The sequence below is a fragment of the Pseudomonas alkylphenolica genome (genome assembly GCF_000746525.1).
In the GTDB taxonomy this organism is placed as follows: Bacteria; Pseudomonadota; Gammaproteobacteria; order Pseudomonadales; family Pseudomonadaceae; genus Aquipseudomonas; species Aquipseudomonas alkylphenolica.
Genome location: NZ_CP009048.1, coordinates 340,039 through 361,312, shown reverse-complemented (window position 1 = coordinate 361,312; position 21,274 = coordinate 340,039). Strand labels below are relative to the sequence as shown.

23 protein-coding genes and 1 tRNA gene are annotated in these 21,274 nt (G+C 60.7%); 14 read left to right on the top strand and 10 right to left on the bottom strand.

Annotation, left to right across the window (positions count from 1 at the left end):
• Window positions 1-3: 3 nt before the first annotated feature.
• Both choW and choV read left to right on the top strand, forming a co-directional pair.
• Window positions 4-852, top strand: a complete 849-nt coding sequence (gene choW, locus PSAKL28_RS01685; protein WP_174446953.1) for a choline ABC transporter permease subunit — start codon at window positions 4-6, stop codon at window positions 850-852.
• Window positions 849-2,027 (top strand): choline ABC transporter ATP-binding protein, encoded by a 1,179-nt coding sequence (choV, locus tag PSAKL28_RS01680; RefSeq protein ID WP_038605777.1) that lies wholly within the window; start codon window positions 849-851, stop codon window positions 2,025-2,027. Before choW ends, choV begins: the two co-directional genes overlap by 4 nt.
• 81 nt (window positions 2,028-2,108) lie before the next feature.
• On the opposite strand, the gene hisF is transcribed toward choV, so the two are convergent.
• The 6 genes from hisF to PSAKL28_RS01650 all read right to left on the bottom strand — a co-directional run bounded on the left by hisF (window position 2,109) and on the right by PSAKL28_RS01650 (window position 7,068).
• Window positions 2,109-2,879: an imidazole glycerol phosphate synthase subunit HisF gene (gene hisF / locus PSAKL28_RS01675; protein ID WP_038605774.1), complete on the bottom strand. Its 771-nt coding sequence runs from the start codon at window positions 2,877-2,879 to the stop codon at window positions 2,109-2,111.
• 10 nt (window positions 2,880-2,889) lie between these two features.
• Window positions 2,890-3,627, bottom strand: a complete 738-nt coding sequence (gene hisA, locus PSAKL28_RS01670; RefSeq protein ID WP_038605771.1) for a 1-(5-phosphoribosyl)-5-[(5-phosphoribosylamino)methylideneamino]imidazole-4-carboxamide isomerase — start codon at window positions 3,625-3,627, stop codon at window positions 2,890-2,892.
• Window positions 3,628-3,669: 42 nt separating this feature from the next.
• Complete coding sequence (locus PSAKL28_RS01665; protein ID WP_038605769.1) at window positions 3,670-3,930, bottom strand: DUF2164 domain-containing protein; 261 nt, start codon at window positions 3,928-3,930, stop codon at window positions 3,670-3,672.
• Window positions 3,930-4,568 carry an imidazole glycerol phosphate synthase subunit HisH gene (gene hisH / locus PSAKL28_RS01660; RefSeq protein WP_038605767.1) on the bottom strand — a complete coding sequence of 213 codons (639 nt, stop codon included), beginning with the start codon at window positions 4,566-4,568 and terminating at the stop codon, window positions 3,930-3,932. The genes PSAKL28_RS01665 and hisH overlap by 1 nt, the downstream gene beginning before the upstream one ends.
• Window positions 4,568-5,161 carry an imidazoleglycerol-phosphate dehydratase HisB gene (hisB, locus tag PSAKL28_RS01655; RefSeq protein ID WP_028942262.1) on the bottom strand — a complete coding sequence of 198 codons (594 nt, stop codon included), beginning with the start codon at window positions 5,159-5,161 and terminating at the stop codon, window positions 4,568-4,570. The genes hisH and hisB overlap by 1 nt, the downstream gene beginning before the upstream one ends.
• A gap of 245 nt (window positions 5,162-5,406) precedes the next feature.
• A complete protein-coding gene (locus PSAKL28_RS01650) occupies window positions 5,407-7,068 on the bottom strand; it encodes an OFA family MFS transporter (RefSeq protein ID WP_038605762.1) in 1,662 nt (553 codons plus the stop codon).
• A gap of 359 nt (window positions 7,069-7,427) precedes the next feature.
• Here PSAKL28_RS01650 and PSAKL28_RS01645 point away from each other — a divergent pair, with 359 nt between their 5' ends.
• The 6 genes from PSAKL28_RS01645 to PSAKL28_RS01620 all read left to right on the top strand — a co-directional run bounded on the left by PSAKL28_RS01645 (window position 7,428) and on the right by PSAKL28_RS01620 (window position 12,885).
• Entirely contained in the window at window positions 7,428-9,680 is a 2,253-nt protein-coding gene (locus PSAKL28_RS01645) for an AsmA family protein (RefSeq protein ID WP_038605759.1), read from the top strand.
• A complete protein-coding gene (gene mutY / locus PSAKL28_RS01640) occupies window positions 9,677-10,744 on the top strand; it encodes an A/G-specific adenine glycosylase (protein ID WP_038605756.1) in 1,068 nt (355 codons plus the stop codon). Before PSAKL28_RS01645 ends, mutY begins: the two co-directional genes overlap by 4 nt.
• The gene (locus PSAKL28_RS01635) at window positions 10,741-11,013 is read left to right on the top strand and encodes an oxidative damage protection protein (RefSeq protein WP_038605754.1); all 273 of its coding nucleotides are present in this window, start codon (window positions 10,741-10,743) and stop codon (window positions 11,011-11,013) included. The genes mutY and PSAKL28_RS01635 overlap by 4 nt, the downstream gene beginning before the upstream one ends.
• Before the next feature lie 91 nt (window positions 11,014-11,104).
• Window positions 11,105-11,180: transfer RNA gene (locus PSAKL28_RS01630), tRNA-Phe, on the top strand.
• Window positions 11,181-11,324: 144 nt separating this feature from the next.
• The gene (ppk2, locus tag PSAKL28_RS01625; RefSeq protein WP_038605752.1) at window positions 11,325-12,365 is read left to right on the top strand and encodes a polyphosphate kinase 2; all 1,041 of its coding nucleotides are present in this window, start codon (window positions 11,325-11,327) and stop codon (window positions 12,363-12,365) included.
• 79 nt (window positions 12,366-12,444) lie between these two features.
• Window positions 12,445-12,885: a hypothetical protein gene (locus PSAKL28_RS01620; RefSeq protein WP_038605749.1), complete on the top strand. Its 441-nt coding sequence runs from the start codon at window positions 12,445-12,447 to the stop codon at window positions 12,883-12,885.
• 145 nt (window positions 12,886-13,030) lie between these two features.
• Here the strand turns inward: PSAKL28_RS01620 and gabP are convergent, their stop codons facing one another.
• Window positions 13,031-14,425, bottom strand: coding sequence for a GABA permease (gene gabP, locus PSAKL28_RS01615; protein ID WP_038605747.1), 1,395 nt, complete (start codon window positions 14,423-14,425; stop codon window positions 13,031-13,033).
• Window positions 14,426-14,581: 156 nt separating this feature from the next.
• Complete coding sequence (locus tag PSAKL28_RS27550; protein WP_157686990.1) at window positions 14,582-14,839, bottom strand: hypothetical protein; 258 nt, start codon at window positions 14,837-14,839, stop codon at window positions 14,582-14,584.
• A gap of 195 nt (window positions 14,840-15,034) precedes the next feature.
• Here PSAKL28_RS27550 and PSAKL28_RS01610 point away from each other — a divergent pair, with 195 nt between their 5' ends.
• From PSAKL28_RS01610 to PSAKL28_RS01590, 5 genes are read left to right on the top strand one after another with little or no spacing between them, the layout of a single operon-like run.
• On the top strand, window positions 15,035-15,808 hold the full coding sequence (locus PSAKL28_RS01610) for an ABC transporter ATP-binding protein (RefSeq protein ID WP_038605744.1): 774 nt from the start codon (window positions 15,035-15,037) through the stop codon (window positions 15,806-15,808).
• Window positions 15,809-15,821: 13 nt separating this feature from the next.
• The gene (locus PSAKL28_RS01605) at window positions 15,822-16,583 is read left to right on the top strand and encodes an ABC transporter substrate-binding protein (protein WP_038605740.1); all 762 of its coding nucleotides are present in this window, start codon (window positions 15,822-15,824) and stop codon (window positions 16,581-16,583) included.
• Window positions 16,584-16,640: 57 nt separating this feature from the next.
• Window positions 16,641-17,336 (top strand): ABC transporter permease, encoded by a 696-nt coding sequence (locus PSAKL28_RS01600; protein ID WP_038605738.1) that lies wholly within the window; start codon window positions 16,641-16,643, stop codon window positions 17,334-17,336.
• Entirely contained in the window at window positions 17,333-18,022 is a 690-nt protein-coding gene (locus PSAKL28_RS01595) for an ABC transporter permease (protein ID WP_038605735.1), read from the top strand. The genes PSAKL28_RS01600 and PSAKL28_RS01595 overlap by 4 nt, the downstream gene beginning before the upstream one ends.
• A gap of 45 nt (window positions 18,023-18,067) precedes the next feature.
• Window positions 18,068-19,288, top strand: a complete 1,221-nt coding sequence (locus PSAKL28_RS01590; protein ID WP_038605733.1) for a methyltransferase — start codon at window positions 18,068-18,070, stop codon at window positions 19,286-19,288.
• 239 nt (window positions 19,289-19,527) lie between these two features.
• Here the strand turns inward: PSAKL28_RS01590 and mdtI are convergent, their stop codons facing one another.
• Together mdtI and PSAKL28_RS01580 are read right to left on the bottom strand one after the other, a co-directional pair.
• Window positions 19,528-19,857 carry a multidrug/spermidine efflux SMR transporter subunit MdtI gene (mdtI, locus tag PSAKL28_RS01585; protein WP_038605730.1) on the bottom strand — a complete coding sequence of 110 codons (330 nt, stop codon included), beginning with the start codon at window positions 19,855-19,857 and terminating at the stop codon, window positions 19,528-19,530.
• A complete protein-coding gene (locus PSAKL28_RS01580; RefSeq protein ID WP_038605728.1) occupies window positions 19,851-20,210 on the bottom strand; it encodes a multidrug/spermidine efflux SMR transporter subunit MdtJ in 360 nt (119 codons plus the stop codon). The genes mdtI and PSAKL28_RS01580 overlap by 7 nt, the downstream gene beginning before the upstream one ends.
• A 478-nt stretch (window positions 20,211-20,688) precedes the next feature.
• On the opposite strand from PSAKL28_RS01580, the gene PSAKL28_RS01575 reads away from it, so the two are divergent.
• Window positions 20,689-21,267: a hypothetical protein gene (locus PSAKL28_RS01575; RefSeq protein WP_038605725.1), complete on the top strand. Its 579-nt coding sequence runs from the start codon at window positions 20,689-20,691 to the stop codon at window positions 21,265-21,267.
• Window positions 21,268-21,274 lie beyond the last annotated feature (7 nt).

Below are 21,274 nucleotides of genomic sequence, written 5' to 3'. Positions count from 1 at the left end.
GCTATCATGCTGATCGATGAAAAACTCCCTCTGGGCCAGTACATCGCAGGCTTCGTTGAATGGTTGACGCAACACGGCGCCAACTACTTCGATGCTTTCGCTGCGGCACTGGAATACATGATCCACGGTGTAACCGGGGCACTGACCTGGTTCAATCCCTTCGTCCTGATCGGCCTGATTGCAGTGATCGCGCACCTGATCCAGCGCAAATGGGCGCTGACCACCTTCTGCGTGCTGTCATTCCTGCTGATCCTCAACCTCGGTTACTGGCAAGAGACCATGGAGACCCTGGCCCAGGTGCTGTTCGCCACCCTGGTCTGCGTGGCCATCGGCGTACCGCTGGGCATCCTCGCCGCGCACAAACCGATGTTCTACACCGCCATGCGCCCGGTCCTCGACCTGATGCAGACGGTCCCTACCTTCGTGTACCTGATCCCGACCCTGACCCTGTTCGGTCTGGGCGTGGTCCCCGGGCTGATCTCGACGGTGGTGTTCGCCATCGCCGCGCCGATCCGCCTGACCTACCTGGGTATCTGTGATGTGCCCCAGGAACTGCTCGATGCCGGCAAGGCCTTCGGTTGCTCACGCCGCCAACTGCTGTCACGCATCGAACTGCCGCATGCCATGCCGAGCATCGCCGCCGGCGTCACCCAATGCATCATGTTGTCGCTGTCGATGGTGGTGATTGCCGCGCTGGTGGGCGCTGATGGTCTGGGCAAACCGGTAGTCAACGCATTGAACACCGCCGATATCGCCCTGGGCTTCGAAGCGGGTCTGGCAATCGTATTGCTGGCGATCATGCTCGACCGTATCTGCAAACAACCCGACGCACCGGTAAGGAGTGAAGCATGAGCATTATTCGCTTCGAAGATGTAGACGTTATCTTCTCCAACCGACCGCGTGAGGCCCTCAGCCTGCTAGACCAAGGCCTTTCGCGGGAGCAGATCCTGAAAAAAACCGGGTTGGTAGTCGGCGTGGAAAAGGCCAACCTGGATATCAACAAAGGCGAGATCTGCGTGCTGATGGGCCTGTCCGGTTCAGGCAAGTCGAGCCTGCTGCGCTGCATCAACGGCCTCAATACCGTCAGCCGCGGCAAGTTGTTCGTCGAGCACGAAGGCTCGCATATCGACATCGCCCATTGCACCCCGGCGGAACTGAAGATGATGCGCACCAAGCGCATCGCCATGGTGTTCCAGAAGTTCGCCCTGATGCCCTGGCTGACGGTGCGCGAGAACATCAGCTTCGGCCTGGAAATGCAGGGGCGCCCGGAGAAAGAGCGGCGCAAGCTGGTCGACGAGAAACTCGAACTGGTCGGCCTGACGCAATGGCGCAACAAGAAGCCCGATGAACTCTCAGGCGGCATGCAGCAACGTGTGGGCCTGGCCCGCGCGCTGGCCATGGACGCCGACATCCTGCTGATGGACGAACCCTTCTCGGCCCTCGACCCGCTGATCCGTCAGGGCCTGCAGGACGAGCTGCTGGAGCTGCAACGCAAGCTGAGCAAGACCATCGTCTTCGTCAGCCACGACCTGGACGAAGCACTGAAGCTGGGCAGCCGGATCGCCATCATGAAAGACGGCAAGATCATCCAGTACAGCAAGCCTGAAGAGATCGTCCTCAACCCGGCAGACGAATATGTACGGACCTTCGTCGCCCATACCAACCCACTCAACGTGCTGTGTGGCCGCAGCCTGATGCGCACCTTGGACAAGTGCAAGCGCATCAATGGTTCGGTGTGTATCGATCCGGGTGGCGACTCGTGGCTGGATCTGGCCGAAGGCAATACCATCAAGGGCGCGCGTCAGGGCGCTACGGGTATGGACCTGCAGAACTGGGCACCAGGGGAAGCGGTGGAAGGACTAGCCCGCAAGCCAACGTTGGTCAGTGCCAGCATCGGTATGCGTGAGGCCCTGCAGATCCGTTACCAGACCGGTAACAAGCTGGTGCTGCAGGAAGGTAATACGGTGGTGGGGATTCTCGGTGACAGCGAGTTGTATCACGCGCTGTTGGGCAAGAATCTGGGGTGAATGCTATCGCGGGGCAAGCCCGCTCCCACCGGGATCACCTCAATTCCGGTGGGAGCGGGCTTGCCCCGCGATAGAGGACTGTCAGCGGACGACGATGCCTTGCTTGGCCATGAACGCCTTGGCTTCCGGCACCGTGTACTCACCGAAGTGGAAGATGCTTGCCGCTAGCACTGCGCTGGCATGACCTTCCAGAATCCCGTCAGCCAGGTGCTGCAGGTTACCCACACCACCTGAAGCAATCACCGGAATGCCCAGGGCATCGCTGATGGCCCGGGTCACGCCCAGGTCAAAGCCGTTCTTCATGCCGTCCTGATCCATGCTGGTCAGCAGGATCTCACCGGCACCCAGGCCTTCCATCTTCTTCGCCCACTCCACCGCGTCCAGGCCGGTCGGCTTGCGACCGCCGTGGGTGAAGATTTCCCAGCGCGGGGTTTCGCCCGGGCCGGAAACCTTCTTGGCGTCAATGGCAACCACGATGCACTGCGAACCGAAGTGCGCGGCAGCCTCGCCAACGAACTCCGGGTTGAACACTGCGGCAGTGTTGATCGAGACCTTGTCGGCACCGGCATTGAGCAGGTTGCGGATGTCCTGCACGGTACGCACGCCACCGCCCACGGTCAGCGGGATGAACACCTGGCTGGCCATGCGCTCGACGGTATGCAGGGTGGTATCGCGGCCATCGACGCTGGCAGTGATGTCGAGGAAGGTGATTTCGTCAGCACCCTGTTCATCGTAGCGCCGGGCGATTTCCACCGGGTCACCGGCATCGCGGATGTTCTCGAACTTGACGCCCTTGACCACCCGGCCGTTGTCCACGTCCAGGCAAGGGATGATGCGCTTGGCCAGTGCCATGTCGGAGTCCTCAGCCTTTATAGCTGTCGCAGAAGGCTTGTGCCTCGGCGACATCCAGGGTGCCTTCGTAGATGGCGCGGCCGGTGATCGCACCGATGATGCCTGGCGCCTTGGCGTCGAGCAGGGCCTTGATGTCACCCAGGTTGTGGATACCGCCGGAGGCGATGACCGGGATCTTGGTGGCCGCGGCCAGGGCGGCGGTGAAAGGCACGTTGCAGCCTTGCATCATGCCGTCTTTGGCGATGTCGGTGTAGACGATGGCCGAGACGCCGTCAGCTTCGAAACGCTTGGCCAGGTCGATGACCTGCACCGAGCTGACTTCAGCCCAGCCGTCGGTGGCGACGAAACCGTCTTTGGCGTCCAGGCCGACAATGACTTTGCCCGGGAACGCGCGGCAGGCTTCGGCGACGAACTCCGGCTCTTTGACCGCCTTGGTGCCGATGATCACGTAGCTGACGCCGGCTTTGACGTAGTGCTCGATGGTTTCCAGCGAACGGATACCGCCGCCGATCTGGATCGGCAGGTTCGGGTAGCGCTTGGCAATGGCGGTCACCACTTCGCCGTTGACCGGCTGGCCTTCGAAAGCGCCGTTGAGGTCAACCAGATGCAGACGGCGGCAGCCGCCTTCGACCCACTTGGCGGCCATGCTCACCGGGTCGTCGGAGAAAACCGTGGAATCTTCCATGCGGCCTTGGCGCAGGCGTACGCAAGCACCGTCCTTGAGATCGATAGCGGGGATAATCAGCATCTGCAAAACCTGTCTATTCGGTAAACAGTGATGCTCGGGAAGTCAGTTCTTCTCGAGCGCCCACAGGTCGCTTTCGATGCTTTCGAACCGTTCCTTGAGGTGGTTCTGCACATCGAAAATCGCCCTGTTGTAGTAGTGCGGGGCAATCTCTTTGGTGAACAGATCCAGCACCTCGGCGACCTCGAACGACCCCAGCTGCAACTCGAAACGGTCTTCGAGGAAGCGCTTGAGAACATCCAGCGCCTCGCGTTCCTGTTCCGGGGCGAGGGTGAGAATCGGTGCCTTGGTCCTGGACTTGCTCATTACCAGCGGCCGTCCCAGGCGGCGAAGTTCTGCAGCAGCTGCAGGCCATGGGTATGGCTCTTCTCCGGATGGAACTGCACGGCAAAACGCGAACCTTCGGCCAGCGCGGCGGCGAAATCGACGCCATAGTGACCGCGCCCCACCACCTGCACGGCCTTGGCCGCGGTGATGTAGTAGCTGTGGACGAAATAGAAGCGCGCCAGGTCAGGAATGTTGTGCCACAGCGGGTGGTCGATGGCCTGGCTAACTTCGTTCCAGCCCATGTGCGGCACCTTCAGGTGCTCGCCCTCTTCGTGCAGGTCTTTGCCGAAGAACTTCACCTGGCCTGGGAACAGGCCGATGCAGTCGACACCGTCGTTCTCTTCACTGTGATCGAGCAACGCCTGCATGCCGACGCAAATGCCGAAGAACGGACGGTCCTGGCTGACTTCACGCACCAGGCTGTCGAAGCCCAGGCGGCGAATCTCGGCCATGCAGTCGCGAATCGCACCGACACCTGGGAACACCACGCGGTCAGCCTCGCGGATTACCGCAGCGTCGCTGGTAATCAGCACCTTGCCGGCGCCGACGTGCTCCAGGGCCTTGGCCACCGAGTGCAGGTTGCCCATGCCATAGTCGATAACGGCAACTGTCTGCATTACAGGCAACCCTTGGTCGATGGCATCTGCCCGGCCATGCGCTCGTCCAGCTCGATCGCCATGCGCAGCGCGCGGCCGAACGCCTTGAACACCGTTTCGATCTGGTGGTGGGTGTTGTGCCCACGCAGGTTGTCGATGTGCAGGGTGACGTTGGCGTGGTTGACGAAGCCCTGGAAGAATTCCTGGAACAGGTCGACATCGAAGCCGCCTACCGAGGCGCGGGTGTAGGGCACGTGCATCTGCAGGCCGGGACGGCCGGAGAAGTCGATGACCACACGCGACAGGGCTTCATCCAGCGGCACATAGGCATGGCCGTAGCGGCGGATGCCCTTCTTGTCGCCGATGGCCTGGTTGAAAGCCTGGCCGAGGGTGATACCGACATCTTCGACGGTATGGTGATCGTCGATATGCAGGTCGCCCTTGCACTCGATGTCGAGATCGATCAGCCCATGTCGGGCGATCTGGTCGAGCATGTGTTCAAGGAAAGGCACACCGATATCAAATCGGGCCTTGCCGCTGCCATCCAGGTTGATCGAGGCCTTGATCTGGGTTTCCAGAGTATTGCGCTCGACGGAAGCCTTACGTTCGACCATCACCAGCTCCGCAAAATCATTGGGCGAAAAAGGTGATCATTATAGGCCTAGAAGCGCGTGGCATGAAACGAAGATGACATGTGGCAGGGGATTTACCTGCCACATGATGATTTTCTGCAACTTCTGATTGGAACAGTGACCGCTGGGGCAACTCGGTGGGAGCGGGCTTGCCCCGCGATCGCGGTTGTTCAGTCACATTGCATCGCGGGGCAAGCCCGCTCCCACCGAAGCCCGCTCCTACCGAGTCAGTTGAACAGCACCGCGGTTTTTTGCAGCGTCACCCAGATCCCCCAGGCCAGTGGAATCCCCACCACCAGCCAGGCAGCGACCACCAGCGGCAGACTGCCCGGCGCCGCATGCCACTCCAGCACCCGGGCGTTGCCGTTGCCCTGGTCATGGCTCAGCGCCTGTTCCGCCGCCAGCTGCGCATCGGTCATGAAGTACTTGTCGGCCACCGGGCGCACCAGCGCGTTACAGACAAACCCCAGCACCAGCAGGCCGGCCAGGATGTACAGGGTGATGTCGTAGACCGCCGCACGCTCCACGCCCAGCGCCAGCTGGTACTCACGCAGGTAGGTGATCAGCACCGGCCCCAGCACGCCAGCAGCAGCCCAGGCAGTCAACAGACGACCATGAATGGCGCCGACCATCTGCGTGCCGAACAGGTCGGCCAGATACGCCGGCACCGTGGCGAAGCCGCCGCCGTACATCGACAGGATGATGCAGAACGCCGCCACGAACAGGGCGATATTGCCCAGGTGGCCCATGTTCGGCACCAGCGCATACAGCGCGACACCCAGGGCGAAGAAGGCGAAATAGGTGTTCTTGCGCCCGATGTAGTCGGAGAACGACGCCCAGAAAAACCGCCCACCGATATTGAACAGGCTCAAAAGGCCGGTAAAGCCGGCAGCAATTGCGGCAATCTGCGCCAGTTGCGTGCTGCTGAGTTCGCTGAAGCTCAAGTCGTTGCCGAGCAACTTGCCGGCAAAAACTTCCTGCAGCAGTGGCGAGGCCATGCCCAGGATACCGATACCTGCCGACACGTTCAGGCACAACACCAACCAGATCAATGCAAACTGCGGCGTTTTCCACGCCACACTGACATGTACGTGGCGGTGGGTAATCATCGCGTTGCTGGCTTTCTTCAGCGGTGCGGTCCAGCCTTCGGGCTTCCAGCCGGTCGGTGGCACTCGATAGGCCAAGGCACCGCCGATCATGAACACGAAGTAAATTACCGCCATCACCACGAAGCTCTGCCAGACGCCTACGCCTTCAGGGCTGGCAAAGTGGTTCATCAGCGCTGCCGCCAGTGGCGCGCCCACCATGGCGCCACCGCCAAAGCCCATGATCGCCATGCCGGTGGCCATGCCGCGCTTGTCCGGGAACCACTTGATCAAGGTCGAAACCGGCGAGATATAGCCCAGGCCCAGGCCGATACCGCCGATGACACCCGAGCCCAGCCACATCAGCCAGAGCTGGTGGCTATAGATACCGAACGCCGAGATCAGCAGGCCACCACACCAGCACAACGCCGAAACCACCCCGGCCTTGCGTGGCCCAGCGTGCTCCAGCCAGCCACCCCAAACGGCGGCAGAACAGCCGAGGAACACGAAGAACAGGGTATAGATCCAGCTGAGCATCGAGATCTGCCAGTCGCATTCAGTGCTGAACAGGCGGGCGAAGAAGCTCATGTCCGGCGCGCAGGCGAGCGGCGCGGTAATACCGATCGCTTGCGACAACGGCAACCAGAACACCGAAAAACCGTAGGCCATGCCGATGCACAGGTGGATGGCCAGCGCCGCCGGTGGTACCAGCCAGCGGTTGAAACCAGGCGCGGCGATGATCCGCTCCTTGGACAGAAAACCAGGGCTGCTGGTTAACGTGCCTGCCGTGATACTGCTGTTCATTTATTGTGTTCCCCGCGTAGAGATGGTCAGCTCACGGCTCACGACCTTGGCACATAGGCAACTGATCGTTTTTTGGCACAGATGCCCTATAAAACGCGACAAATCGCCGCACAAGGGCCTGTGAGCGGCGCAAGAGTAGCATTAGCCTCTGCCTTTGAAAGCAAACTGATATCGTCTTTTGTTCGGCAGCTGATCACTGCGCGCAAGGAACTGTCATACCCATCGCTGTCGAAATCCTGAGCAAATCAGGCCAGCGCCGTAGGAGAAATCCTCAGTAATCCTTGAGCATCTCCAGCGACGCCAAGCGCAGCGCTATACTCTGCGGCTAAATTTTAGAATCGAACTACAAGGACTCGCCCATGAAAGCGTTCGGCAAAATCCTGGGGCTGGTGCTTCTCGGGTTGTTGCTGATCATTGTGGCTCTGGGATTTGCCCTGACCCACCTCTTCGATCCCAACGACTACAAAGACGAGATTCGCCAACTTGCACGCGACAAAGCCCACGTCGAGCTGACGCTCAATGGCGACATCGGCTGGAGCCTGTTCCCCTGGCTGGGGCTGGAGCTGCATGAAGCCAGCATCGCCACCCTGAACAACCCGAAAGTGCCGTTTGCCGATCTGCAGATGCTCGGTCTGTCAGTGCGCGTCCTGCCATTGTTGCGCCGCGAAGTGCAGATGAGCGACGTACGCGTCGAAGGTCTGAACCTGAGCCTGAGCCGTGACGAGAACGGCCACGGCAACTGGGAAGACATCGGCAAGCCATTGCCGGTCGCTGCAGCAGCCCCCGCCGAGGGCGCCGCACCCGCACCTGCTGGCGAAGCCACGGCCAAGGCCGAGACCAAGAGCGACAGCAACGAGCGTCCGGTCAAGCTGGATATCGACAGCCTGACCGTGAACAACGCCCGGGTTCAGTACAGCGATGCACGCAGCGGTCAGACCTTTGGCGCCGAAAGCATCCAGCTGAGCACCGGCGCGGTCCACGAAGGGGTGAATATCCCGCTGAAAATGACCGCCTTTGTCAGCGTCGGGCAACCGGTACTCAAAGCACGCACGGAACTCAACGGCGAGCTGCGTTTCGACCGCCGCCTCAAGCGCTACCAGTTCGAAGACATGAAGCTCAGCGGCGAAGCCTCGGGCGAGCCTCTGCAGGGCAAAACCCTGACCTTCGCTGCCCAGGGCCAATTGCTGGTCGACCTGGCAGCCAACGTCGCCGAATGGAACGGCCTGAAACTCTCGGCCAACCAGTTGCGCGCCCTTGGCGAACTGAACCTGCGTGACCTGGACAAGACCCCGCAACTGACGGGTGGCCTGTCGATCGCCCAGATCAACCTGCGTACCTTCCTCGACAGCGTCGGCGTGACGCTGCCCGCCACAGCTGACGCCAGCGCGCTGAACAAGTTCGAACTGGTCAGCCGCCTGCAAGGCAGCCCCACCAGCCTGGCCCTGGAAGACCTGGCGGTAAAACTCGACGACAGCACCTTCAGTGGCCGCCTGGCGGTCGAAGACTTCGCCAAACAAGCCCTGCGCATTCAGCTCAAGGCCGACAAGTTCGACGCCGACCGCTATATGCCGGCCAAGAGTGAGGCGGCGGCCAGTGCCACTGCAGCGCGCCAGGCCGAGGTCAAGAGCAAGGAACAAAGCGCCCTGGCCAGCGCCGGCAACACGCCGCTGCCCGACGCCCCGACCCAGGTGGCCTGGAGCAACGACAAGCTGCTGCCGGTCGATCGCCTGCGCCAGCTCGATCTGCAGGCTGACCTGACGTTCGGCCTGCTGACCCTGGAGAAACTACCGATCGAAAACGCCCACCTGAAAGCCCAGGGCCAGGGCGGCCTGATCACCCTGGAAGCCCTGCGCGGCGGCCTGTATGACGGCGACTTCGAAAGCAAGGGCACCCTGGATGTGCGCCCGGCGGTGCCGCAGATCGGCCTCACCACCAAGGTCAACCGGGTGCCGGTCGAGCACTTCATCAAGAGCCAGACCGAAACTCCGCCGGTCAAGGGCCTGCTGACCCTGAGCAGCGACCTGACCGCCACCGGCAACAGTCAGAAGGCGCTGGTCGACACCCTCAATGGCAACGCCAGCTTTGTCATCAACGACGGTATCCTGGTCAACGCCAACCTTGAACAACAGCTGTGCCAGGCCATCGCCACCCTCAACCGCAAAGCCCTGAGCGGCGAACCCCGCGGCAAGGACACGCCCTTCCAGGAGCTCAAAGGCAGCCTGGTACTGCGTAATGGCGTGGCCAGCAACCCTGACCTCAAGGCGCGTATTCCCGGCCTAACCGTCAACGGCCATGGCGACCTCGACCTGCGCGTGCTGGGTATGGACTACCGGGTGGGCGTGATCGTTGAGGGCGACAAACGCGACATGCCGGACCCTGCCTGCCAGGTCGGCGAGCGCTATGTCGGCCTCGAACTGCCGCTGCGCTGCCGTGGCCCGCTTGAGCTGGGCGCCAAAGCCTGCCGCCTGGACAAAGATGCGCTGGGCAAAGTCGCCGCCAAGCTGGCGGGCGACAAAGTCAGCGAAAAACTCAGCGACAAGATCGACGAGAAACTCGGTGACAAGGTCAGTCCGGAGCTCAAAGATGCGCTCAAGGGGTTGTTCAAGCGATGAGTCCTGAGCAGTTTTCCAGCGCCGTGCTGGAGTGGTACGACCGTAACGGCCGTCATGACCTGCCCTGGCAACAGGGCATCACGCCTTATCGGGTGTGGGTTTCGGAAATCATGCTGCAGCAGACCCAGGTCAGCACCGTGCTCAATTACTTCGACCGCTTCATGGCCGCGCTACCGACCGTGCAGGCCCTGGCCGAAGCCCCTGAAGACGAAGTGCTGCACCTGTGGACAGGCCTGGGTTACTACACCCGCGCGCGCAACCTGCAGAAGACCGCGAAAATCGTCGTCGAGCAGTACGGCGGCGAATTCCCCCGCGATGTCGAAAAGCTGACCGATCTGCCCGGCATCGGCCTGTCCACCGCCGGCGCCATTGCCAGCATCAGCATGGGCCTGCGCGCGCCGATCCTCGACGGCAACGTCAAGCGCGTACTGGCCCGCTACACCGCCCAGGAAGGCTATCCGGGCGAGCCGAAAGTGGCCAAAGCCCTGTGGGCCAACGCCGAACGCTATACCCCTCACACCCGGGTCAATAACTACACCCAGGCGATGATGGACCTCGGCGCCACCCTGTGCACCCGCAGCAAACCCAGTTGCCTGCTGTGCCCGCTCAAGCTCGGTTGCGAAGCACACATGCTCGGCCAGGAGATTCGCTACCCGATACCCAAACCGCGCAAGGAGCTGCCACAGCGGCGCACGCTGATGCCGCTGCTGGCAAACCGCGAAGGTGCCATCCTGCTTTACCGGCGCCCTTCCACAGGGCTCTGGGGCGGCTTGTGGAGCCTGCCGGAGCTGGACAACCTGGAACAGCTCGACGACCTGGCCGACCAGCACGGGCTGAGCCTCAGCGCCAGCCAGGCGCTGGACGGCCTGACGCACACCTTCAGCCATTTCCAGCTGGCCATCGAACCATGGCTGGTCCGGGTCGATGACACCCGGGCCCACGTGGCCGAGGCCGACTGGCTCTGGTATAACCTCGCCACCCCGCCGCGCCTGGGCCTTGCCGCCCCGGTGAAAAAACTGCTGAAACGCGCGGCCGACGTTTTGATTGCAGGAGAGTCGCGATGACCCGCACCGTAATGTGCCGCAAGTACAAAGAACAACTGCCAGGTCTGGAGCGCCCACCGTACCCGGGCGCCAAGGGCCAGGACATCTACGAGCACATCTCGCAGAAGGCCTGGGCCGACTGGCAGAAGGAACAGACCATGCTGATCAACGAGAAGCGCTTGAACATGATGAACGCCGAGGACCGCAAATTCCTCCAGGGCGAGATGGACAAGTTCTTCTCCGGCCAGGAATTCGAAAAGGCCGAAGGCTACGTTCCACCAGCCGAATAACCCCGAAAAATCGTAAGCGACGGAATTAATTTAAAAAATTTTCAAAAAGTCGTTGACGCAAACCTGAAAAAGCCTTTTAATGCGCCCCGTTGCCCAGATAGCTCAGTCGGTAGAGCAGGGGATTGAAAATCCCCGTGTCGGCGGTTCGATTCCGTCTCTGGGCACCACTAATACCGAAACCCCTGAATCGCGAGATTCAGGGGTTTTTTGTTTTCGCCATAAAAAAGCGGGGCGTTGACCACCGTCAGTGCGCGCTTGCCACACTGCCGTATGCTGCCTGAAGGACATTCGAAAAACCCAACAGGCCCCCAATGAGCGAAGAATCAACTGCCCTGCCTCTGCCCTCACCGACTTCAGACACATCGGCCAGTACCAGCCAGACCCCGTCACGCGCGCCCGGCACCAGCCGCCCACGGCGACCACGCACCACCCGCAAGCCCGGCACTGTCACCGCCGACGCTGAAATCAGCGCCATCAGCCAGCAACCGGCCGCACTGAAGGTAGCCTCCGCCCCGCGCGGCTCGAACGAAGACAGCACTACTGCAAAACTGCCCGCCAGCTACCCCTACCGCAACCGTATGCGCCGCGCGGAGTACGAAAAGGCCAAGCACGAGCTGCAGATCGAACTGCTTAAGGTGCAGAGCTGGGCCAAGGAAACCGGCCAGCGCATTGTCGTGCTGTTCGAAGGCCGTGACGCGGCCGGCAAAGGCGGCACCATCAAACGCTTCATGGAGCACCTGAACCCGCGCGGCGCGCGCATCGTCGCCCTGGAGAAGCCCTCCGAGCAGGAAAAGGGCCAGTGGTACTTCCAGCGCTACATCCAGCACCTGCCGACTGCCGGTGAAATGGTTTTCTTCGACCGCTCCTGGTACAACCGCGCCGGCGTCGAACGGGTAATGGATTTCTGCTCGCCGCTGCAGTACCTGGAGTTCATGCGCCAGGCACCTGACCTGGAGCGCATGCTCTGCAACAGCGGCATCCTGCTGTTCAAATACTGGTTCTCGGTCAACCGCGAAGAACAGCTGCGCCGCTTCATCTCGCGCCGCGACGATCCGCTCAAGCACTGGAAACTGTCGCCCATCGACATCAAGTCGCTGGACAAGTGGGATGAGTACACCGCCGCCAAAGAGGCGATGTTCTTCCATACCGACACTGCCGACGCGCCCTGGACGGTGATCAAGTCCGACGACAAGAAGCGCGCACGGATCAACTGCATCCGTCATTTCCTGCATTCGCTCGACTACCCGGGCAAGGACCTGGGCGTGGCCCACCAGCCCGATCCGCTGCTGGTTGAGCGCGCGGCACGGGTGCTTGTCGAGGAAGACCGCGGCGAGCTGGCACAGCCCGCCTGAGCGAAGGCCGTCGGCGGCACTTGGGTTTCTTTGCCAACTAGGCTTCAATACGCAAAATTTTACGACTCAGGATTCACCGATGGCCTCCAACAGCAAACAACAGAAACGCGCCAAGCGCGCCGCCACCAAGGCTCGCGAGAATCGCATGGTGCGTAGCGGCCAGGCGGTCAAGAGCTCCGGCGAAAGCTCCAGCGCCAGCGTCGAGCAGGTCTTCGACAAGGCCATGAACTCGGGCAGCTACAGCGCCCTGTTCGAAAAGATGAAGCAAGCCCAGGAAGGCGGCCTGGTGGCCTTGATTTCGGTGTTCCTGGTCGACCCGCTGCTGGCCCTGGTACTCAAAGGCCACAAGGAAGAGCACGCCACCGACTACATCGTCATGGTCTTCAGCGCCTACCGCAAATGGCTGGACGGGGCTGACGAAGCCACCACCATGGCCTGGCTGGAAAGCGACGAGTTCCAGGAAGCCTACATCTCGGCCTCGGAAGCAGTGGCCAAGCAGCAACAGAAGATGTTCGGCTGATTTCAAAGGCCTCATCGCGGGGCAAGCCCGCTCCCACAGAGATCACCTAAATCCCGGTGGGAGCGGGCTTGTCCCGCGATGCTTCGCTAAACAAAAAGGCCGCGATCCTTACAGATCGCGGCCTTTTCATTTCAACAGCCCTGAATCAGTTGTTCAGCACCGCACGCCCAGCCGCCTCGGCCTTGCGCTTGCGCGCCACCAGCAGGCCGGCCGCAACCACGGCAATCGACAGCAAGCCGGTCGCGATGATCTCGATACGGTGATCCGGACGGATCAGCATCACGGTGAGAATGGCAACGATGAAGAAGATGGTCGCCCAGGTCAGGCCCGGGAACAGCCACATCTTGAACGCGATCTTCTCGCCACGCGCCATACGCTGGCGGCGCATGCGCAACTGCGAGATGGCAATCACCAGATACACCAGCAAGGCAATGGCGCCGGAGCTGGCCAGCAGGAACTCGAACACCGCGGCAGGTGCCACGTAGTTGGCAGCCACAGTCAGGAACGCCGCCGCCGTCGACAGCACCACCGCAACGTACGGGGTACCGCTGGAGGTGGTGCGCTGGGCCACGGCCGGCGCATCGCCACGCTTGCTCAGGGAGAAGAGCATGCGCGAGGAGGTGTACAGCGCCGAGTTCAGGCAGCTGGTTACCGCGATCAACACAACGATGTCGACGATCAGCTTGGCGTTAGGAATGCCCATCAGGTTCAGCACGGTCTGGTAGGAACCGACTTCTGCCAGCTCACTGCTGTTCCATGGAACCAGCGCCACGACCAGGAAGATCGATACGAGGTAGAACAGGAAGATCCGCCAGATCACCGAATTGGTGGCCTTGGAGATCTGCTTGCCCGGATCCTTGGATTCGGCTGCCGCAATCGTGACGATTTCGGTACCCATGAACGAGAACATGGTGGTCAGCATGGCCGCCAGCACTGCGCCCAGACCGTTAGGCATGAAGCCCTGGGTGTCGAACAGGTGGCTGACGCCGCTGACCTGGCTGTTAGGCAGGAAACCGAACACGGCCGCCGTGCCAAGAATAATGAAGCCGATGATGGCGATAACCTTGAGCAGGGCAAACCAGAACTCGAACTCGCCGTAGTTCTTCACGCTGAACAGGTTGGTCGCGGTCAGCAGCAGGGTAATGACCAGACTAAAGACCCAGATGCCGACATCAGGGAACCAGGCATGCAGGATGGCCGCTGCGGCGTTGGCTTCCAGTGGAATCACCAGTACCCAGAACCACCAGTACAGCCAGCCAATGGTAAAACCGGCCCAGTGGCCGATGGCCTTGTCGGCATAAGTAGAGAAGGACCCGGTATCCGGCGAGGCGACCGCCATCTCCCCGAGCATGCGCATCACCAGCACCACCAGGGTACCGGCGGCGGCATAGGCCAGCAGAACGGCCGGGCCGGCGGCGGCGATGGCGTGGCCAGAGCCTACGAACAGGCCGGCACCGATAACACCAGCAATGGACAGCATGGTGACATGCCGTTGTTTGAGCCCCTGAGCGAGGTCATTGGAATTGTGCGTACCGCTCATAAAACTACCTTTGCAAGAATTGCGTTCTGATCCTGCGACCTGAGGCGCGCCTTGGATAAAAAGATTGCTACATCCTGTTGCCGATCGATAAGGCAATATCCGCGCCAGCACGATGACCGTTCGTTCGAAATATCTCACACCCCCGTCAAACAAGGCTTACAGGCCTTTCTGCCAGAAGCTGACCGAAAGACCCTCAAAAACCCTCGGAAAACCACGATTACTGAAATACCCACTTACAAATGCCCCAGGTGCACCAAAATCATCCAGCGGTAACACCTCACGCACATCGAAGAAACAAAAAGGCGCAACCCTCAGGTACAACCAAAGCCGCGATTCACGGCCCGAAGCTGTACCCAAGGTCAGAAACGACTTCCCAGCACTGGCCAAAAATGGCACCATCGCGCCTTTTTTCATCAAGGCTCCGGCCCTGGAAACGAGGGCAAGTGGTCATCCGCGCGACAGTCCGCTGCAGCGATGCGACACTCGCCCACCTGGCAACTGCTTGCCCCTCCCGACCTTGTTGGCTGTCATTCGGCCGCTATGCTAGCTTGGCGCTCGCCAAGAAGGCCGCCAACAGCAGGAGCGCACCAGAACACATGAGGACCGCACATGGCTGAGGCCACGCCCGCGCTGGAAATCCGCAACCTGCACAAACGCTACGGCGATCAGGAGATCCTCAAAGGCATCTCGCTGACCGCACGCGATGGCGACGTGATCTCGATCCTGGGATCCTCCGGCTCCGGCAAGTCCACTCTGCTGCGCTGCATCAACCTGCTGGAGAACCCGCATCAGGGCCAGATCCTGGTGGCCGGTGAAGAACTCCGGCTCAAGTCCGCGAAGAACGGCGAACTGGTGGCTGCCGACAACAAGCAGATCAATCGCCTGCGCAGCGAGATCGGCTTTGTGTTTCAGAATTTCAACCTGTGGCCGCACATGAGCATCCTCGACAACATCATCGAGGCGCCACGCCGCGTGCTTGGCCAGAGCAAGGTCGAAGCCATCGAGCATGCCGAGGCACTGCTCAACAAGGTGGGGATCCACAACAAGCGTCACAGCTACCCGGCCGAATTGTCCGGTGGCCAGCAGCAGCGCGCAGCCATTGCCCGTACCCTGGCAATGAAACCCAAGGTCATCCTGTTCGACGAGCCGACCTCGGCCCTGGATCCGGAAATGGTCCAGGAAGTGCTCAACGTTATCCGCGCTCTCGCCGAAGAAGGCCGTACCATGCTACTGGTTACGCACGAAATGGGCTTCGCCCGTCAGGTGTCCAGTGAAGTCGTCTTCCTGCACCAAGGGCTGGTCGAAGAGCAGGGAACGCCGCAGCAGGTTTTTGAAAACCCGAACTCGGCGCGTTGTAAACAATTCATGTCCAGCAACCGCTAACGGAGCAACACGCATGCAGACCTATAAGAAATTCCTCCTGGCCGCTGCCGCCACGCTGGTGTTCTCGGCCAATGCAATGGCTGCCGAGAAACTGAAGATGGGCATCGAGGCGGCTTACCCGCCGTTCAACAACAAGGATGCCAGCGGCCAGGTCGTCGGCTTCGACAAAGACATCGGTGACGCCCTGTGCGCCAAGATGAAAGTCGAGTGCGAAGTGGTCACCTCCGACTGGGACGGCATCATCCCGGCCCTGAACGCCAAGAAGTTCGACTTCATCGTCTCGTCGCTGTCGATTACCGACGAGCGCAAGCAGGCCGTGGACTTCACCAACCCGTACTACTCGAACAAGCAGCAGTTCATCGCCCCGAAAAACGTCGACTTCAAGACTGACGATGCTTCGCTCGCCGGCAAGACCCTCGGCACCCAGCGCGCCACCCAGGCCGCTATCTGGCTCGACGATCACGGCGGCATGGACGGCAAGTTCAAAGTCAGCCTTTACGACACTCAGGAAAACGCCTACCTGGACCTGACCTCAGGCCGCGTCGACGCCCTGCTGGCAGACAAGTACGCCAACTACGACTGGCTCAAGTCCGAAGCCGGCAAAAACTACGAGTTCAAAGGCGAGCCGGTGAACGAAAGCGACAAGGTCGGTATCGCTGTGCGCAAAGGCGACAATGAACTGCGCAACAAGCTGAACGCCGCACTGAAGGAAATCGTTGCCGACGGCACCTACGAGAAGATCAACAACAAGTACTTCCCGTTCAGCATCTATTGATTCGCCCCGACCGGCATCGCCCTGAGGGCGATGCCGGTCCCTTGAACAAACCTGCCCATGAATATTGATCTCTACGGATTCGGTCCGGCCCTGGTGGCCGGGACGCTGATGACCGTCAAACTCGCGTTGTCGGCCCTATGTCTGGGGCTGGTGCTGGGGCTGCTTGGCGCCCTGGCCAAGACTTCGCCGTACAAACCCCTGCGATGGCTGGGTGGCTTCTACTCCACGCTGGTTCGTGGCGTACCCGAACTGCTCTGGGTGTTGTTGATTTACTTTGGCACCGTCAGCCTGATGAACCGGCTCGGCGAAGCCCTGAATATTCCCGGCCTTGAGCTCAACGCCTTTGCTGCGGGCGTGATCGCTCTGGGCCTGTGCTTCGGCGCGTATGCCACGGAGGTCTTCCGCGGCGCGATCCTGGCCATCCCCAAGGGCCACCGTGAAGCAGGCCTGGCCCTGGGCCTTTCCAAAGGGCGGATCTTCTCCAAGCTTATCCTTCCGCAGATGTGGCGCATCGCCCTCCCGGGCCTTGGCAACCTGTTCATGATCCTGATGAAGGACACCGCGCTGGTATCGGTGATCGGCCTGGAAGAGATCATGCGTCACTCGCAGATTGCCGTGACGGTGAGCAAGCAGCCCTTCACCTTCTATATGGTCGCCGCGGTTATCTACCTGGGCCTGACCATCCTTGCCATGACCGGCATGCACTTCATGGAAAAACGTGCCGCACGCGGCTTCGTGAGGCCTAACCAATGAACTGGGAAGTCATCATCAAGTGGCTGCCACGCCTGGCCCAAGGCGCCACACTGACCCTCGAACTGGTAGCCATCGCCGTGATTGCCGGCCTGATCCTGGCCATTCCGCTGGGTATCGCCCGCTCTTCCCGACACTGGTACGTGCGCGCCCTGCCCTTCGGCTACATCTTCTTCTTCCGTGGCACGCCGTTACTGGTTCAGCTGTTTTTGGTGTACTACGGCCTGGCGCAGTTCGATGCCGTGCGCAACAGCGCCTTGTGGCCCTATTTGCGCGATCCGTTCTGGTGCACCGTGCTGACCATGACCCTGCACACCGCCGCCTACATCGCCGAGATCCTGCGCGGCGCGCTGCAGGCCATTCCACGCGGTGAAATCGAAGCGGCGCGGGCACTGGGCATGTCCAGGGCCAAAGCAATGTTCTACATCATGCTGCCGCGCGCGGCGCGGATCGGCCTGCCGGCCTACAGCAACGAAGTGATCCTCATGCTCAAGGCCAGCGCCCTGGCGAGTACCGTGACACTGCTGGAGTTGACCGGTATGGCGCGGACGATCATCGCCCGCACCTATTTGCCGGTGGAGATCTTCTTCGCAGCGGGCCTGTTTTATCTGTTGATCTCGTTCCTCCTGGTGCAAGCGTTCAAGCAACTCGAACGCTGGCTGCGCGTCGACGCCTGCCAGGGTCGCTGAACCTGTATAACGGGGCTGATCACAGCCCCGTTTTCGTATCTGCCCATGACCACTGCCCGCCCGCTCGAAGATAACCAGTTGCTCAGCCGCTTCCAGGCCCTGGACGGCTTCCTGCGCGAGCACCAGTCGCTTTGGCGGCCACGCCCCTTCACCCAGCTGCACCTGCCCTGGGAGACCGAGCACCCGGCCCTGGCCAGCTGGTTGCGGCAGCGCTCGCTGAACGAGGCGGAAGCAGCACACAATCACCCCGAACAATTGCACGCCCCCGCGCCTTTTCCACAGTTGGCCAGCCTGGCCGCTCAGCTGTCAGAGGTCGGTGAGTTATCCACAGTCGCTCTGCCCTCGGCAGGCCATCGTTTGAATGTCGACGTGCCTGGGCGCAAGTGGCAGCAGATCGAAGCGTTTGCCAGCCATCTGGGTTTTACCCGCCAACCGCAACACTGGCTCGACTGGTGCTCGGGCAAAGGCCACCTTGGCCGTCGGCTGCTGCAGGTCGAGAGACAACAACTGACCTGCCTGGAATACGACGCGGCACTGGTCGAAGCAGGCCAGCAGCTCATTCAGCATCACGGCCTGCCCAGCCAGCACCTGTTGCAGGACGTGCTGGCCGACGATGCCGATCGCCACCTGAGTAGTGCACATACTGCGGTGGCCCTGCATGCCTGCGGTGATCTGCATGTCCGCTTGATGCAACTGGCCAGCCGTCAGGGCTGCCGCCAGCTGGCCATCGCACCTTGCTGCTACAACCGCATTCAGGCAGCGCAGTACCAGCCGATGTCCACTGCTGCCATTGCTTCAGGGCTACAGCTGTCCATTGATGATCTGGGTCTGCCCCTGAGCGAAACCGTTACCGCTGGCGCGCGGGTACGACGCCAGCGCGACGAGTCGATGGCCAGGCGCCTGGGATTCGATCTGCTGCAACGCCAGCTGCGCGGCAAGGATGAGTATTTGCCGACGCCGTCATTACCGGTCAGCTGGCTGCACAAGCCCTTTGCCGACTACTGCCGGGATCTGGCTGCCCGCAAAGACCTGCAGATCGATCACGTCCCCGACTGGGAGGCACTGCAGGCCAAAGGCTGGCAACGCTTGGCCGAGGTACGCAACCTGGAACTGCTGCGCAATCTGTTCCGGCGCCCGCTGGAAATGTGGCTGGTGCTGGACCGCGGCTTGTACTTGCAGGAGCAAGGCTACCGGGTGCAGTTGGGGGTGTTTTGCGAGCAACCGCTGACACCGCGCAATCTGATGCTTCTGGCCGAACGCCAGTAGCCGCTGCCAACTGTGCGCAGCCTGTGGATAAGTCTGTGGGCAACCTTTTGAAAAAGCCCTGAAAATCCTTGGATCCAAGCGCTTTCGGTGATTGGTGGTTTTTTATCCAGCAGCTTATCGCTAGCAAAAACAGCCATTTGCGCAAAGACCAATGGCCTGCGGCGCTCCGACGCACGTACTGCCCGGCTGGCACATGCGTTGTGCATAAGCGCTTTAGCGATTTGCTCTAAGCAGGTAAATCAGGCCAGTTTCAGCAGGCTCATGCCCGCCAGCAACAGCACCAGGCCCAACCAGCCCCGCCCGGCCAGACGCTGGCCAAACAGTGCCCAACCCATCGCTACAGTGGCGAGGATGCCGAAACCGCCCCAAATGGCATAAGCCAGCGACAGTTCAATATCGCGAACAGCCTGAGCCAGCGCGGTAAACGCTACCAGCACACAGAGAATCGACAGAATCCCCAGGCCACGCTTGCGCAAGCCGTCGGAGTATTTGAGCAGCAGGTTGGCGATAACTTCCAGCACGATAGCCAGGCCCAACCAGGCAAAAGGAATCCAGTTCATGCTTAGCATGGCAGGGCCTCCATGTTGCGCTCGGCAGGTGCCGGGCGGGTACCGGCCTTGATCAGCAGGATACCGGCGATCATCACACCCAGGCCCGCGGCTTTAAGCAGGCCGAGGCTTTCACCCAGCCAGGTAACGCTGATCAGGGTGATCAGCACGATACCGATGCCTTCCCACAGCGCGTAAGCCACGCCCACCGGCACACGTTTTACTGCCAGGGCCAGGAAGAAGTACGACAGACCGATCATCGCGTACATCAAGCCATGGCCAAGCACCGGGTGCTCAGTGGCGGCGAATTTCATCGACGCAGTGCCGATCACCTCAGCAGTGATAGCGATAAACAGATAGATCCAGGAACGCATGATGCCCTCCCACGGGCGACACAAACCCGGCGCACAAACGGCGACGGCTTACAGACAAAAAGAAAGAAAAGGCTGTTTGTCGGGGGAGGCGCTAGAGACCGCCGGTCCAGTGATTTTCACGGGAAGCCAGACGAGAGGTGGGGAGCAGAAACGCTTTAGTGTTCAACATAATGAACAACAAATTAGCTCAAAGCATCGTTAAAGTCAAATCGATAGAAAATGACTAATTAAATTTCGCGTCTTTGAGCACGTATTCAGGTGAAAGCCCTTAAAGGCTGCAGAAAGGTTCGTAAATTATACTTTCCAGTCTCAAAAGCATCGCGGGGCAAGCCCGCTCCTACAGGGTGTCTAGGTGGGAGCGGGCTTGCCCCGCGATGAGTCAAAACGCCGCACACCCACAAATACAACAATTAATTATTGTATTACGATAATTTCTAGAAAATAATGCCCACCGCTCAACACCGAACGGAGGCAATCCATGAACAGTAAAACAGTGGCCTATGCGCGCTCGCGCCTTCGAGTGATCGGCGCCTTCGCCGCCCTCCTCACCTGGACAACCGCCATCGTCGAATTTGGCGGCAACTTGCTGCTCTGGGTATTCGACAAAGCCCAGGTACAAAGCGCCTACCTGCAAAGCTATGGCGATCAGATGCCACTGCTGCTGGCACCCGACCATCAACCTTCTACCCTGGCCCTGAGCCTGGTACTGGCCCTCGAGCTGATCCCCAGCAGCCTCTCGGTGCTGGCGCTGTTCTTCACCGGGCTGTTCTTCATGCGTCTGTCCAAAGGACAAACCTGGACCGCGTCGAACATCAAGTTACTGTGGTGGGTAGGCCTGCTGTGCATCTGCACACCAATGCTCTGGCCGCTGATCGGCACCCTCCAGGGCCTGGCCTTTGCCATCGACCTGCCGGCCGGGGAAAGAAGCTTCAGCGTATCGATCGGTGTATCATCCGTGGCGGTTTACGAGATCATGAAAGGGATATTGCTCTGCGCCTTTTCACTCCTCATGCGTGACGCCAAAACCATCAGCGATGAACACAACTGTTATGTCTAGCTTCCCC